The sequence below is a fragment of the Rathayibacter sp. AY1C2 genome, from assembly GCF_002931195.1.
Lineage (GTDB): Bacteria > Actinomycetota > Actinomycetes > Actinomycetales > Microbacteriaceae > Rathayibacter.
In genome coordinates, this window is the sequence record NZ_PSWG01000001.1 from 133,803 (window position 1) to 145,288 (window position 11,486).

The following is an 11,486-nucleotide window of genomic DNA, read 5'->3' on the forward strand; positions in this document are numbered from 1 at the left end:
CGCCGCCGGGGTCGTCTGCCTCTACACTGGCCGGATGCCGCAGACGACCCCCGACAGCAGTGCGCTGACCGAGCGGTTCGCCGCTTCCCGCGTCGCGTCGCGCTCCCTCCGCAGTGCGACCACCGACCTCAAGAACCGGGCTCTGCTCGCCATCGCCGACGCGGTGCGCTCGAGCGCCGAGCGCGTCGTCCCGGCGAACGAGCTCGACCTCCAGCGGGGTCGCGAGAGCGGCATGAGCGCGGGCCTGCAGGACCGCCTCCGCCTCGATGCGGCGCGCCTGGGGTCCCTCGCCGACGCCGTCGTCGCGGTCGTCGGGCTCACCGATCCGGTCGGGCAGACGGTGCGGGGATCGAACCTGCCCAACGGCGCCTCCCTCACCCAGGTGCGGGTCCCGTTCGGCGTGGTCGGAGCGATCTACGAGGCGCGCCCGAACGTCACCATCGACATCGCGGCGCTCGCCCTCAAGAGCGGGAACGCCGTGATCCTGCGCGGAGGCACGGCCGCGGAGAACACGAACCGCGTCCTGGTGGAGCTGCTGCAGGAGGCCGTCGCCTCCGTGGGCCTGCCCGCCGAGCTGGTGCAGACGGTCGACGACCACGGCCGCGAGGGCGCGAAGGCCCTCATGCGAGCGCGCGGCTACGTCGACGTCCTGGTGCCGCGGGGGAGCGCGGGCCTCATCGAGTCGGTCGTGACGGAGTCGACGGTCCCCGTGATCGAGACGGGCGCCGGAGTCGTCCACGTCTTCCTCGACGCCAGTGCCGACGAGCGGTGGGCCGTGGACATCGTCCACAACGCCAAGGTGCAGCGTCCGAGCACCTGCAACGCCCTCGAGACCCTCCTCGTCCACCGCGACGCCGCCGAGCGCCTCCTCCCGCCCGTCCTCGGCCGGCTCGCGGAAGCGGGAGTGACCGTGCACGGCGACGAGCGCGTCGCGGCGCTCTGGCCCGACGCGGTGCCCGCCACCGATGAGGACTGGTCCGCGGAGTACTACTCGCTCGACGTCGCCGTCGCGATCGTCGACGACCTCGACGCCGCGATGGCCCACATCGACCGGTACTCCACCCACCACACCGAGTCGATCGTGACGAACGACCTCCGAAGCGCCGAGCGCTTCCTCGCCGAGGTCGACTCCGCGGTCGTGATGGTCAACGCCTCCACCCGCTTCACCGACGGCGGGGAGTTCGGGTTCGGCGCCGAGGTCGGCATCTCGACGCAGAAGCTGCACGCTCGGGGCCCCATGGGCCTTCCCGAGCTGACCAGCACGAAGTGGCTGCTGCGCGGCGCGGGACAGGTCCGCGCCTAGCGCACGGACCGGCGATCCGCCGTCGAGCGGCGTCCGGGTAGACTCGTCGGAGCCCCGCCGGGGCGACCACGACCTCCAAGGAGCACTGCATGTCCCTCGCGACGACCGTCCTCGCCGAAGCAGCGGCCCACACGGAGCTGCCGTTCCCCCCGATCGTCTTCGGCCTGATCGCCGCCGTCGCCTTCACGGCCCTCGGCTTCGTCACCTGGAGCTACCGGGACGTGGCGAACCGCCACTCGCACAAGACCGGCGCCGGCTCCCACGACCAGCACGGTCACGGACACTAGGCGGGGAGCCCAGCGATCGTGACGTCCGCCGCGAGCGGAGGCCCGCGGCGTCCGCGCATCGGCGTGATGGGCGGCACCTTCGACCCGATCCACCACGGTCACCTGGTCGCCGCCTCCGAGGTGGCCCAGTCGTTCGACCTGGACGAGGTCGTCTTCGTGCCCACCGGCCAGCCGTGGCACAAGAAGACGGTGACCTCCGCCGAGCACCGGTACCTGATGACGGTGATCGCGACGGCGTCGAACCCGCGCTTCACCGTCAGCCGCGTCGACGTGGACCGGATCGGCACGACCTACACGATCGACACCCTGCGCGACATCCACGCCGCGCACCCCGACGCCGAGCTGTTCTTCATCACCGGCGCGGACGCGGTCGCTCAGATCCTGAGCTGGAAGGACTACGACGAGCTGTGGGAGCTGGCCCACTTCGTCGCCGTCAGCCGGCCGGGGCACGTCCTCAACGTTTCGGGATTGCCGGCCCAGGACGTATCCTTGTTGGAGATTCCGGCACTGGCGATCTCCTCGACCGACTGTCGGAGCCGCGTCAACCGGGGTCATCCGGTCTGGTACCTGGTTCCCGACGGTGTCGTCCAGTACATCTCGAAGCACCACCTGTATCGGAGCACGTCATGACAGTTCAGCCCGAGGAGAAGCCGCTCACCCGGCGCGAGATCCGCGAGCGCGAGAGGCGCGAGGCCGGTGCGGCCACGACCGCCGCCGTTCCGACGACGTCCCGCCGAGCTGCCACCGCGACCGCCACCACCGCCGGCGACATGCCGGTGCTGACCCCCACCCAGGCCCTGCGGATCACCCCCGTCGAGCCGAGCCCCGCGAGCGAGCCCGACCTGCGCACCTCCTCGATGGAGATCGTCGCCACCGAGAACGCCACGGGCCGCCAGCTGACCCGTCGGGAGCTGCGCGCACTGCTGGCGCAGCAGCAGGCGGAGAAGGTCGCCGCCGCACCGGAGGCGGAGCCGCCCGCCGAGGAGGAGCGGTCCGACGACGAGCGCTCCGACGACGTCGAGGGCGCCCTCGACCGCGCCTCGGCGCTCCCGCCGACCGGGGCGGTCCCCGTGATCGAGGCGGCCGACGAGTCCCGTGATGCGGAGCCGGTGCCCGAGGGTGCAGCGGAGCAGGAGCCGGAGGGCGACGAGGACGTCGTCACCGAGGACGCCCCCGAGGCGTCCGAGGAGGAGGCGGACGAGTCCGCCTCCGATGCGACCGCGGACGCCGACGAGGCCGACGCGGCCGAGGTGCACGAGGCCGAGATCGAGAGCTCCTCCTCCGCCGACGAGACGCCGTCCGCGGACGCCTCCGACGAGCGGGACGCGGACGACGAGCAGCCGACGGCCGGCGAGCAGCCCGAGCAGCCGCACCTGAACACCGCGCTCTTCGCGTCGGTGGGCGGATCCCTCGACATCGCCGACGAGAAGGCCACCGAGATCACCGGGAGCTTCGAGCCGCCGATCGAGCACCTCGCCATCACCGAGGAGCTCGACAGCAAGTCGAAGGAGGAGGTGGACGCCTCGTTCGACTCCCTCATCGCGAGCGGAGTCGCCGCCACCGGTGCCGTCACCACCACCAACGCGCTGATCCTGCCGACCACGGGCCCCGGCGCGACAGTCGGCACGGACACGGGGGAGATCCTCGTCACCGGCTCGTTCGACCTCCCGCGCAGCCTCGGCTCCACGGGCCAGCACCCGAACCTCTACGACTCGCCCGATGTGGACCGCTACGTCGACCGCATCGACCGCGAGCAGCCCGTCGGCGAGTCCGAGCCGGTCCGGGCGTCCAGCGCCGTCTCCACCCACGCCGCCGGCACCTCGATGATCGCGCCGCAGAAGCGCGCCGGCGTGAGCGTCCCGGTGGTCCTCGCGATCACCGCGGCCGTCCTGCTGGTCGGCGCGATCGCGCTGTTCATCGGCGGCTTCGTGCTCAACATCTTCTGATCTCCACCACCGACACTGAAGGCTTCATGACTGCGACCGATTCCGCCCGCGCCCTGCTCCAGCTCGCGGCCACCGCCGCCGACTCCAAGGGCGGTGAGGACCTCGTCGCCCTCGACGTCTCGGGGCCGCTGCCGCTGGTCGACATCTTCCTCCTCGCCACCGGCCGCTCCGAGCGCAACGTGGTCGCGATCGCGAACGAGGTGGAGGACCGCCTGAACGACTCCGGCGCCAAGCTGCTGCGCCGCGAGGGCCGTGCGGAGGGCCGCTGGATCCTCCTCGACTTCGGCGACCTCGTCGTGCACGTCTTCCACGAGGAGGACCGCATGTACTACTCGCTCGAGCGCCTCTGGAAGGACTGCCCGACGGTGCCGTTCACCCTCGAGCAGCCCGTCGCCGTCGACTCGTCGACGTCCTCGAACTGACGAACACGCCCGGCGACAGCGCTCGATTTCACTTCACGCGAATCGTGTTGTAGTTTATTCGAGTTGCTTCCGCCGGGCGGAGACAGCGAAAGACAGTACGAAGCAAGAGAGAACAAAACACGGGTCCGTGGCGCAGCTGGTAGCGCACCTGCATGGCATGCAGGGGGTCAGGGGTTCGAATCCCCTCGGATCCACCGAACAGGTCCGCACTTCTCCGGGAGTGCGGACCTTCGTCGTTCACGGCGCTACAGGGTCTGGCGCCGTCCTGTCCGGCTCAGGCCGGTCATGACCGTACCCGCCCGGCCGCCGGGTCCCCCTGCTGGTCACGCACGCGTCGGCCCGACCGGCTCCACATGGCCGCCGCATCCGGCGAGGAATCCGGAGAGCTCGCCCCAGGCGTCCTCCCCGATCGTGGTGTTCGGGCGCCGTGCGAGATCGGCCAGAGCGTCCGTCAGCTCGTCGACTCCCGTCACGATCCTCGTCCGTGCCGCTCCCGTGCCCTGCCATCCGGGCGCGTACGTCCTGACGTCGGGGTGGCTGTAGAGCACGGCCGTCTCGAACCACGGCGTGGGCAGACCGTTCAGGGCCAGGTGCTCCTTGAGCCTCGCGGCCTGGATCCGGACCTGCCGGGCGGGGACGTGCTGCTCGACATGCGTGCGCACCGTCCACCGCGACACCGTCCCCGGTGCGATCTGAACCGCGAAGGCCTCGGGCAGGGCGTCCTCGTCGAGGAGGACGCCGTAGGAGGGGTGGACAGTACCGGGTCGCACGCCGTCGAAGACGACCCCCTGCCAGTACTTGGCCTCGATGATGAGCGCGCCGTGCCGGGTGAGCAGCAGATGGTCGATCTGCGCGAGGAAGCGGCGCGTCGTGCGCGCGTCGACCGGTACGAAGACGACGTTCGTGGCGAGGACGCCGGACAGCCCCGCCGAGGCGCACGCCTCCCGGATCAGGGTGTGCGAGACGGCCTCGCTGCTCCAGGTCCTGGCGAGCGCGTCACGGGTCTGCTCGACCTCCTCCTGCGCCGTCTCGAGCTCGGTCCGACTGAGGTCGCGCTCGGCGTCGCGCGCGCGCGTCAGTGCCTTGAGCGCCGCCTCGTGGCTCCGGTCGCGCTCGGCGATCGTGCGCTGGTGCTCCTCCGCGGCCTCCTCCGCGGCCTGCTCCGCCGCCGCTCTCGCCGCAGTGCGCCGTCGGCGGCCGGTGACGACCGTGATGAGGAGGGCCAGGAGCAGGGCGGCCGCGACGGCCCAGGGCAGGTACTCGTTCATGGTCCCCAGGCAAGCACGGACCACCGACCGTGCGCCGCCACGGCTCCTGATCGCGCCGTTCGGCGGACCGGCCGCGGTGCGCTCGCTCGTGCCCTGTCCGGACGTCTTCGTCGGCGTCCGCCTGCGCGCGCGGTGGAGACGCCGACCCTGCGCCGGCCGATCGCGCAGGCGGAGCCCTACCGCCGCCTGGCGGACGCGATGCGCGACCAGCACGAGGTCCGGCTGACCGGCGTCGAGGGTACGCTGCTGGGCTTCGTCGGCCCGCAGCCGTTCCAGGGGATCAGCGTCGCCGGCCTGCGCACGCACGTCGTCGACACCACCGGCGGGATCGGCGGCCACGTGCTCGCCGCCTCCGGAGTCGCGGGCCTGCTCGAGATCGAGCAGTACGGCGGCATCACCGTCCGCGTGCCGGAGTCGGACGACCACCTGCGAGCCGACCTGGACGCGGCGGCCGACGCCGGGATCCGCGCCGTGGACACCGACCACCCGCCCTGAGCGGCCCTACCCTGGACGCATGCCCTCACTGCGCGACGTCCACGCCGTCATCGACCGTCTCTGGCCCGAGGCGGCCGCCGAGAGCTGGGACGCGCCCGGCCTGGTCACCGGCGACCCCGACGCTGCGGTCGAGCGGATCCTGCTCACGGTCGACGTGGTCTCCGACACCGTCGCGGAGGCCGTCGACGGCGGATACCAGCTCCTGGTCGCGCACCACCCGCTGCTGCTGCGCGGCGTCACCTCGATCGCCGAGGACGGCTACAAGGGCCGCCTGCTCGCGGACCTCATCCGGGGCGGCTGCGCACTGATCTCGGCCCACACGAACGCCGACATCGTCGCGGACGGGGTCTCGGACGTGATCGCCACCCGCCTCGGCCTGACCGGCGCGACTCCGCTCGTCCCGGGCGCCGACCCGTCGGTCGGGCTCGGCCGAGTGGGCGACCTGCCCGAGGAGGTGACGCTCGGACGCCTGGCCGGAGCCGTGGCCGAGCTCCTGCCGGCCACCGCAGGGGGAGTGCGGGCCGCGGGCGCCTACAAGACACCCGTGCGCCGCGTGTCGCTCTGCGGGGGAGCGGGGGACTCCCTCCTGGACGCCCCCGCCGTCCGCACGAGCGACGTCTTCATCACCGCCGACCTCCGGCACCACCCGGCCTCCGAGGCGCGCGAGAAGGCCCTGCACGGCACCGGGCCCGCCCTCATCGACGTCTCGCACTGGGCGAGCGAGTGGCTGTGGCTCGACGTCGCCGCGACCGCGCTGCGGGAGGCCCTGCCCACGGTCACCGTCGAGGTGAGCGAGACCCGCACCGACCCGTGGGATTTCGCGATCGTGCACTGACCCGCCGCGGGCACGGGAGAATGGACGCGGCGCGCCCGTACTGCGCGCCGGGAACGAGGACCGCCACGTGAAAGCCAGCCCCGCACACCAGCGCGAACTCCTGACTCTGGCGAGTCTGGACACGAGGGGCGCGCAGCTGCGCCACGCCCTCGCGACGCTCCCGCAGATCGCGCGGATCCAGGCGATGCAGGCCCGCGACAACGAGACCCGCCGCTCCCTCGCCGAGCGCACAGGGCGCCTCGAGGACGTGCGCACCGAGCTCGGGCGCATCGAGTCCGACGTCAGCGTGGTCGAGAAGCGGCTCACCCGCGATCGCGACCGCCTGCAGACCGCATCCGCGGCCAAGGACATCGCCGCGCTCGAGAGCGAGATCACCTCCCTCGTGAAGCGACGGGGAGACCTCGAGGACATCGAGCTGACCCTGATGGAGCGGATCGAGGGCATCGAGTCCGAGGTCGCCGCGGCTCAGGCCGAGCGCGACGAGGTCGTCGCCTCGCTCGGGACCCTCGCCGAGGAGCGCGACGCGCAGGCCGAGAAGCTCCGCGACAAGCAGGAGGCGCTCGCCCGGGACCGCGCCGACCTGGTGACGACGCTTCCGGAGGACCTGGTCGAGCTGTACGAGAAGCAGCGCGCCCGCTACGGGGTCGGCGCGGCCCTCCTCCGTGGGAAGGTGTCGGAGGGGAGCGGCGTGGCCCTCACCGAGTCGGACCTCTCCTGGATCCGCGCCTCCGCTCCCGACGAGGTCGTCCTCTGCCCCGACAGCGGCTGCATCCTGGTGCGCGGCGAGGAGTCCACCCTCGCCTGAGCCGTACACTGGACGGGCGAACGGGCCGGCAAGACGGTCGCGTCACCGCGGCGAGAGCCGTGGTGCCGAGGAACGTCCGGGCTCCGCAGAGCAGGGCGGTGGGCAACACCCACCCGGGGCGACCCGCGAGACAGTGCCACAGAGAACAGACCGCCGTCGGCTCCGGCCGGCGGTAAGGGTGAAACGGTGGTGTAAGAGACCACCAGGGGCCGGAGTGATCCGGTCCGCTCGGTAAACCTCGCCCGGAGCAAGGTCAGACAGAGGACGATGCGGCTGCTCGTCGGGTCCTCGGGTAGACCGCTGGAGGGTCACGGCGACGTGGCTCCGAGAGAGATGGCCGTCCAGCGCCCGCCGAGAGGCGCGGCGTGAACAGAACCCGGCGTATCAGCCGACCCCTTCGCCACGAGATGCCCCGCCCCGGCGGGGCATCTCGCGTCTCCGCCGGTCGCCGAGCTCGCGCTCCCGCCCGCAGGCAGCGCGACGGCCTGCCGTGGCGGTTCCGGGGTCTCGATACATCCTTGCGCCGCCACTCGACAGGACTGGCGCGGTTCATCTCTCGCGCTGCCTCCTGCGGACGAAGCGGTGCAGCACGACGTCCGGCAGGCGCCGATCCCGGAGGACGGTCCTGAGGCGCCGCTGCGGATCGACCGCCGAGGACCAGGTGCCCCCGCCCCCGTCCTGGCTCACCGCGACCGCTGAACCCTGAAAGTCTGATCGCGTCCGTCCGCCATGGCGCCACGCACCAGGCGAACCGGCGAAGCGCGTGCCGGCGTTTCGCCGTAGCCGTCCGCACCCCGCTCCCCGGAACGCGTCACCTCCCGAGGCCGACCGCGCCTCGGCGGGCGGGGACCGCCGAGGAAAAAGACTCAGCCCCGCCCTGCGAGCGCGGCCGCGCCGAGGATGCCGGCGTTGTTGCGGAGCGCCGCCGGGATGATCGGGGTGCGCAGGTCGAGCAGCGGGAGGAACTCGTCGTGGTGCTTGGAGATGCCGCCGCCGACGATGAAGAGATCGGGCCAGAGCAGCGCCTCGAGGTGGGAGTAGTAGCGCTGCAGGCGCTTCGCCCAGTGCTTGTAGTCGAGGTCGTCGCGCTCCTTGGCGGCGAACGAGGCCTTCTTCTCGTAGTCGCCGCCGTGGATCTCGAGGTGGCCGAGCTCGGCGTTGGGGATGAGGATCCCGTCGTGGATCTGCGCCGTCCCGATGCCGGTGCCGAGGGTGGTCATGATGACCAGGCCCTCCTTGTCCTTCGCCGCTCCGAAGCGCGACTCGGCGTAGCCCGCCGCGTCGGCGTCGTTGACGAAGAAGATGTTCCGGCCGACCGCGTCCTCGAAGAGCTTCTCGGCCTCGAGGCCGATCCACTCGTCCGACACGTTCGCCGCCGACATCGTCCGTCCGTGGACGACGACGGCGGGGAAGCAGATGCCGACCGGGGTGTCCGAGGGCAGGTCCGGGATCTTCTCGAGGATCTGCTGGACGGTGGCGACGATGTCCTTCGGCGTGCCGCCCGGGGGAGTGGCGAGCTTCATCCGGTCGCTGAGCAGGGTGCCCGCGGCCAGGTCCACCGAGGCCCCCTTGATGCCCGTTCCCCCGATGTCGATCCCGATGGCGGTCGCCGCAGCAGTCATAGCGGCCATGCTAGCGAAGGGCGGGGGTGCGGACCGACGCGGGCTGCGGCGTAGGATCGCGGCATGGCTGACGGCGACGCGAACTCCTGGTGGTACAACCTCAAGGCCGGCACGGTGGAGCAGGGATTCGTGTCCCCCTCCGTCGACCGGGTGGGGCCCTTCTCCTCTCGCGAGGAGGCGGAGCACGCCCTCGAGCGGCTGCACGAGAACAGCCGCAAATGGGCCGAGGAGGACGCCGCAGAGGACCGCTGACCGCGGCTACTCGTAGCTGTGCTCGGCGCCGGGGTAGGCGCCGGACTCCACGTCGTCCCGGTACGCGGTGACCGCTCCGGTGAGCACGCCGCGCAGATCCGCGTACTGCTTCACGAAGCGGGGGATGCGGCCGGTGGTGAATCCGGCGAAGTCCGTCCACACGAGCAGCTGTCCGTCGACGTGCGGTCCCGCTCCGACTCCGATCGTCGGGATGCGCAGCTCCTCCGTCACCTGACGTGCCGCGTCCGCGGGCACCATCTCGAGGACGACGGCGAACGCCCCGGCCTCCTGGACGGCTCGCGCGTCGGCGAGCAGCTGCTCGATGCCCTCGCCGCGCCCCTGGACCATGTGGCCGCCGAGCCCGTGCTCGCTCTGCGGCGTGAAGCCGATGTGCGCCATCACGGGGATGCCCGCCTCGACGATGCGCCGGATCTGCTCAGCGGAGCGGACCCCGCCCTCGAGCTTCACCGCGTGCGCGTGCGTCTCCTTCATGAAGCGGAACGCCGTGTGCAGCGCGTCGTCGGCACCCGACTCGTAGGAGCCGAAGGGCATGTCGGCGACGACGAAGGCGCGCTCGACGGCTCCGGCGACGGCACGCGCCAGCGGGATGAGCTCGTCGACGGTGACGGGCAGAGTGGTGTCGTAGCCGAGCACCGTGTTGCCGGCGGAGTCGCCCACGAGGAGGAAGTCGATCCCGGCGTCGTCGAAGATCTTCGCCGTCAGCTGGTCGTAGCTGGTCAGCCCGGTGATGCGGACACCGGAGTCCTTCGCGTTCTGGAAGTGGCGGGTTCGAACGCGTTTCACGGGCTGCGCTGACATGGGCGCCAGTCTACGGCGCGCCTCGGGCGCCCCGCGGGCCCCGGTCGGAGGCAGTAGCCTGAGGGTCGAAACAGGAGGGGTCTGGATGGACAAGCAACGGGACTTCGTTCTTCGCACCATTGAAGAGCGAGGGATCAAATTCGTTCGCCTCTGGTTCACCGACGTCGTCGGCACGCTGAAGTCGGTCGCGATCGCGCCGGCCGAGGTGGAGGGCGCGTTCGCGGAGGGGCTCGGCTTCGACGGCTCCGCCATCGAGGGCCTCACCCGCTCCTTCGAGGCCGACGTCCTCGCGCATCCGGATCCGTCGACCTTCCAGATCCTCCCGTGGCGCGGAGAGATCGACCCGACGGCGCGAATGTTCTGCGACATCACCACGCCGGACGGCCAGCCCGCCGTCGCCGACCCGCGCAACGTGCTCAAGCGCACGCTGGCGAAGGCGGCCGAGCGCGGGTTCACCTTCTACACGCACCCCGAGATCGAGTTCTACCTCCTCAAGTCGTCGTCCTTCGGCGCCGAGGGTCCGGAGCCGGTCGACTCCGCCGGGTACTTCGACAACGTCCCCGGAGGCACGGCGCACGACTTCCGCCGCCGCTCCGTGCGCATGCTGGAGGATCTGGGCATCTCGGTCGAGTTCAGCCACCACGAGGCGGGCCCCGGCCAGAACGAGATCGACCTCCGCTACGCGGACGCGCTCACCACGGCCGACAACATCATGACCTTCCGCACCGTGATCAAGGAGGTGGCGATCGAGCAGGGCGTCTACGCGACGTTCATGCCGAAGCCGCTCTCCGGGCACCCCGGCTCGGGCATGCACACGCACCTCTCGCTCTTCGAGGGCGACGTGAACGTGTTCTACGAGCAGGGCGCCCAGTACCAGCTCTCGAAGCTCGGCCGCCAGTTCATCGCCGGGCTGCTGAAGCACGCCCCCGAGATCACCGCCGTGACGAACCAGTTCGTCAACTCCTACAAGCGGCTCTGGGGTGGCGACGAGGCGCCCAGCTACGTCTCGTGGGGCCACAACAACCGGTCCGCCCTCGTGCGCGTTCCGCTCTACAAGCCCAACAAGGGGCAGTCGTCGCGCATCGAGTACCGGGCGCTGGACTCCGCGGCGAACCCCTACCTGGCGTACTCGCTGCTCCTAGCGGCCGGGCTCAAGGGCATCGAGGAGGGCTACGAGCTCCCGGCCGAGGCCGAGGACAACGTGTGGGCCCTCTCGGACGCGGAGCGCCGGGCGCTCGGCTACGGCGCTCTGCCCGCCAGCCTCGACCGCGCCATCTCGCTGATGGAGGAGTCCGAGCTCGTGGCCGAGACGCTGGGCGAGCAGGTGTTCAACTTCGTGCTGCTCAACAAGCGGAAGGACTGGGCCGAGTACCGCGCCCAGGTCACGCCGTACGAGCTGCGCAGCAATCTCGAGATGCTCTGACGCCTCGGC

At 71.4% G+C, this 11,486-nt stretch carries 13 protein-coding genes, 1 tRNA gene and 1 other RNA gene; 12 read left to right on the plus strand and 3 right to left on the minus strand.

Annotated features, from left to right (window positions below; translation table 11 throughout):
* The first annotated feature begins 34 nt into the window (after nt 1–34).
* The 6 genes from C5C55_RS00655 to C5C55_RS00680 all read left to right on the plus strand — a co-directional run bounded on the left by C5C55_RS00655 (nt 35) and on the right by C5C55_RS00680 (nt 4,152).
* Entirely contained in the window at nt 35–1,303 is a 1,269-nt protein-coding gene (locus C5C55_RS00655) for a glutamate-5-semialdehyde dehydrogenase (protein WP_104232548.1), read from the plus strand.
* 89 nt (nt 1,304–1,392) lie between these two features.
* Nucleotides 1,393–1,590 (plus strand): hypothetical protein, encoded by a 198-nt coding sequence (locus C5C55_RS00660; RefSeq protein WP_104223679.1) that lies wholly within the window; start codon nt 1,393–1,395, stop codon nt 1,588–1,590.
* An 18-nt stretch (nt 1,591–1,608) separates the two neighbouring features.
* On the plus strand, nt 1,609–2,220 hold the full coding sequence (gene nadD, locus C5C55_RS00665; RefSeq protein WP_104223678.1) for a nicotinate-nucleotide adenylyltransferase: 612 nt from the start codon (nt 1,609–1,611) through the stop codon (nt 2,218–2,220).
* Entirely contained in the window at nt 2,217–3,536 is a 1,320-nt protein-coding gene (locus C5C55_RS00670) for a hypothetical protein (protein ID WP_104232549.1), read from the plus strand. Before nadD ends, C5C55_RS00670 begins: the two co-directional genes overlap by 4 nt.
* A gap of 26 nt (nt 3,537–3,562) precedes the next feature.
* Nucleotides 3,563–3,958: a ribosome silencing factor gene (gene rsfS, locus C5C55_RS00675; RefSeq protein WP_104223676.1), complete on the plus strand. Its 396-nt coding sequence runs from the start codon at nt 3,563–3,565 to the stop codon at nt 3,956–3,958.
* Between the two features lie 121 nt (nt 3,959–4,079).
* Nucleotides 4,080–4,152: transfer RNA gene (locus tag C5C55_RS00680), tRNA-Ala, on the plus strand.
* 129 nt (nt 4,153–4,281) lie between these two features.
* On the opposite strand, the gene C5C55_RS00685 is transcribed toward C5C55_RS00680, so the two are convergent.
* Nucleotides 4,282–5,226 carry a nuclease-related domain-containing protein gene (locus C5C55_RS00685; protein ID WP_146080867.1) on the minus strand — a complete coding sequence of 315 codons (945 nt, stop codon included), beginning with the start codon at nt 5,224–5,226 and terminating at the stop codon, nt 4,282–4,284.
* 132 nt (nt 5,227–5,358) lie between these two features.
* Here C5C55_RS00685 and C5C55_RS16430 point away from each other — a divergent pair, with 132 nt between their 5' ends.
* From C5C55_RS16430 to rnpB, 4 genes are all read left to right on the plus strand, one after another.
* Nucleotides 5,359–5,721 carry an acetolactate decarboxylase gene (locus C5C55_RS16430; RefSeq protein WP_181067712.1) on the plus strand — a complete coding sequence of 121 codons (363 nt, stop codon included), beginning with the start codon at nt 5,359–5,361 and terminating at the stop codon, nt 5,719–5,721.
* A gap of 19 nt (nt 5,722–5,740) precedes the next feature.
* A complete protein-coding gene (locus C5C55_RS00690) occupies nt 5,741–6,556 on the plus strand; it encodes a Nif3-like dinuclear metal center hexameric protein (RefSeq protein ID WP_104232551.1) in 816 nt (271 codons plus the stop codon).
* A gap of 67 nt (nt 6,557–6,623) precedes the next feature.
* Entirely contained in the window at nt 6,624–7,361 is a 738-nt protein-coding gene (locus C5C55_RS00695; RefSeq protein ID WP_104226713.1) for a zinc ribbon domain-containing protein, read from the plus strand.
* A gap of 21 nt (nt 7,362–7,382) precedes the next feature.
* An RNA gene (gene rnpB, locus C5C55_RS00700) (RNase P RNA component class A) lies at nt 7,383–7,761 on the plus strand.
* A gap of 466 nt (nt 7,762–8,227) precedes the next feature.
* Here the strand turns inward: rnpB and ppgK are convergent.
* Nucleotides 8,228–8,983: a polyphosphate--glucose phosphotransferase gene (gene ppgK, locus C5C55_RS00705; RefSeq protein ID WP_104232552.1), complete on the minus strand. Its 756-nt coding sequence runs from the start codon at nt 8,981–8,983 to the stop codon at nt 8,228–8,230.
* A 63-nt stretch (nt 8,984–9,046) separates the two neighbouring features.
* Between ppgK and C5C55_RS00710 the strand changes: the two genes are divergently transcribed.
* Nucleotides 9,047–9,235: an SPOR domain-containing protein gene (locus C5C55_RS00710; protein ID WP_104223671.1), complete on the plus strand. Its 189-nt coding sequence runs from the start codon at nt 9,047–9,049 to the stop codon at nt 9,233–9,235.
* Between the two features lie 6 nt (nt 9,236–9,241).
* Here C5C55_RS00710 and panB read toward each other — a convergent pair whose 3' ends face one another.
* Entirely contained in the window at nt 9,242–10,054 is an 813-nt protein-coding gene (gene panB, locus C5C55_RS00715) for a 3-methyl-2-oxobutanoate hydroxymethyltransferase (RefSeq protein WP_104226711.1), read from the minus strand.
* 85 nt (nt 10,055–10,139) lie between these two features.
* On the opposite strand from panB, the gene C5C55_RS00720 reads away from it, so the two are divergent.
* The gene (locus tag C5C55_RS00720; RefSeq protein ID WP_068253236.1) at nt 10,140–11,477 is read left to right on the plus strand and encodes a glutamine synthetase family protein; all 1,338 of its coding nucleotides are present in this window, start codon (nt 10,140–10,142) and stop codon (nt 11,475–11,477) included.
* The last annotated feature ends 9 nt before the right edge of the window (nt 11,478–11,486 follow it).

Coding starts and splice junctions, on each gene's coding strand:
- rsfS (WP_104223676.1), top strand. CDS start 3,563: ATGACTGCGACCGATTCCGCCCGCGCCCTGCTCCAGCTCGCGGCCACC.
- C5C55_RS00670 (WP_104232549.1), top strand. CDS start 2,217: ATGACAGTTCAGCCCGAGGAGAAGCCGCTCACCCGGCGCGAGATCCGC.
- C5C55_RS00655 (WP_104232548.1), top strand. CDS start 35: ATGCCGCAGACGACCCCCGACAGCAGTGCGCTGACCGAGCGGTTCGCC.
- C5C55_RS00710 (WP_104223671.1), top strand. CDS start 9,047: ATGGCTGACGGCGACGCGAACTCCTGGTGGTACAACCTCAAGGCCGGC.
- C5C55_RS00660 (WP_104223679.1), top strand. CDS start 1,393: ATGTCCCTCGCGACGACCGTCCTCGCCGAAGCAGCGGCCCACACGGAG.
- ppgK (WP_104232552.1), bottom strand. CDS start 8,983: ATGACTGCTGCGGCGACCGCCATCGGGATCGACATCGGGGGAACGGGC.
- panB (WP_104226711.1), bottom strand. CDS start 10,054: ATGTCAGCGCAGCCCGTGAAACGCGTTCGAACCCGCCACTTCCAGAAC.
- C5C55_RS00685 (WP_146080867.1), bottom strand. CDS start 5,226: ATGAACGAGTACCTGCCCTGGGCCGTCGCGGCCGCCCTGCTCCTGGCC.
- C5C55_RS00690 (WP_104232551.1), top strand. CDS start 5,741: ATGCCCTCACTGCGCGACGTCCACGCCGTCATCGACCGTCTCTGGCCC.
- C5C55_RS00720 (WP_068253236.1), top strand. CDS start 10,140: ATGGACAAGCAACGGGACTTCGTTCTTCGCACCATTGAAGAGCGAGGG.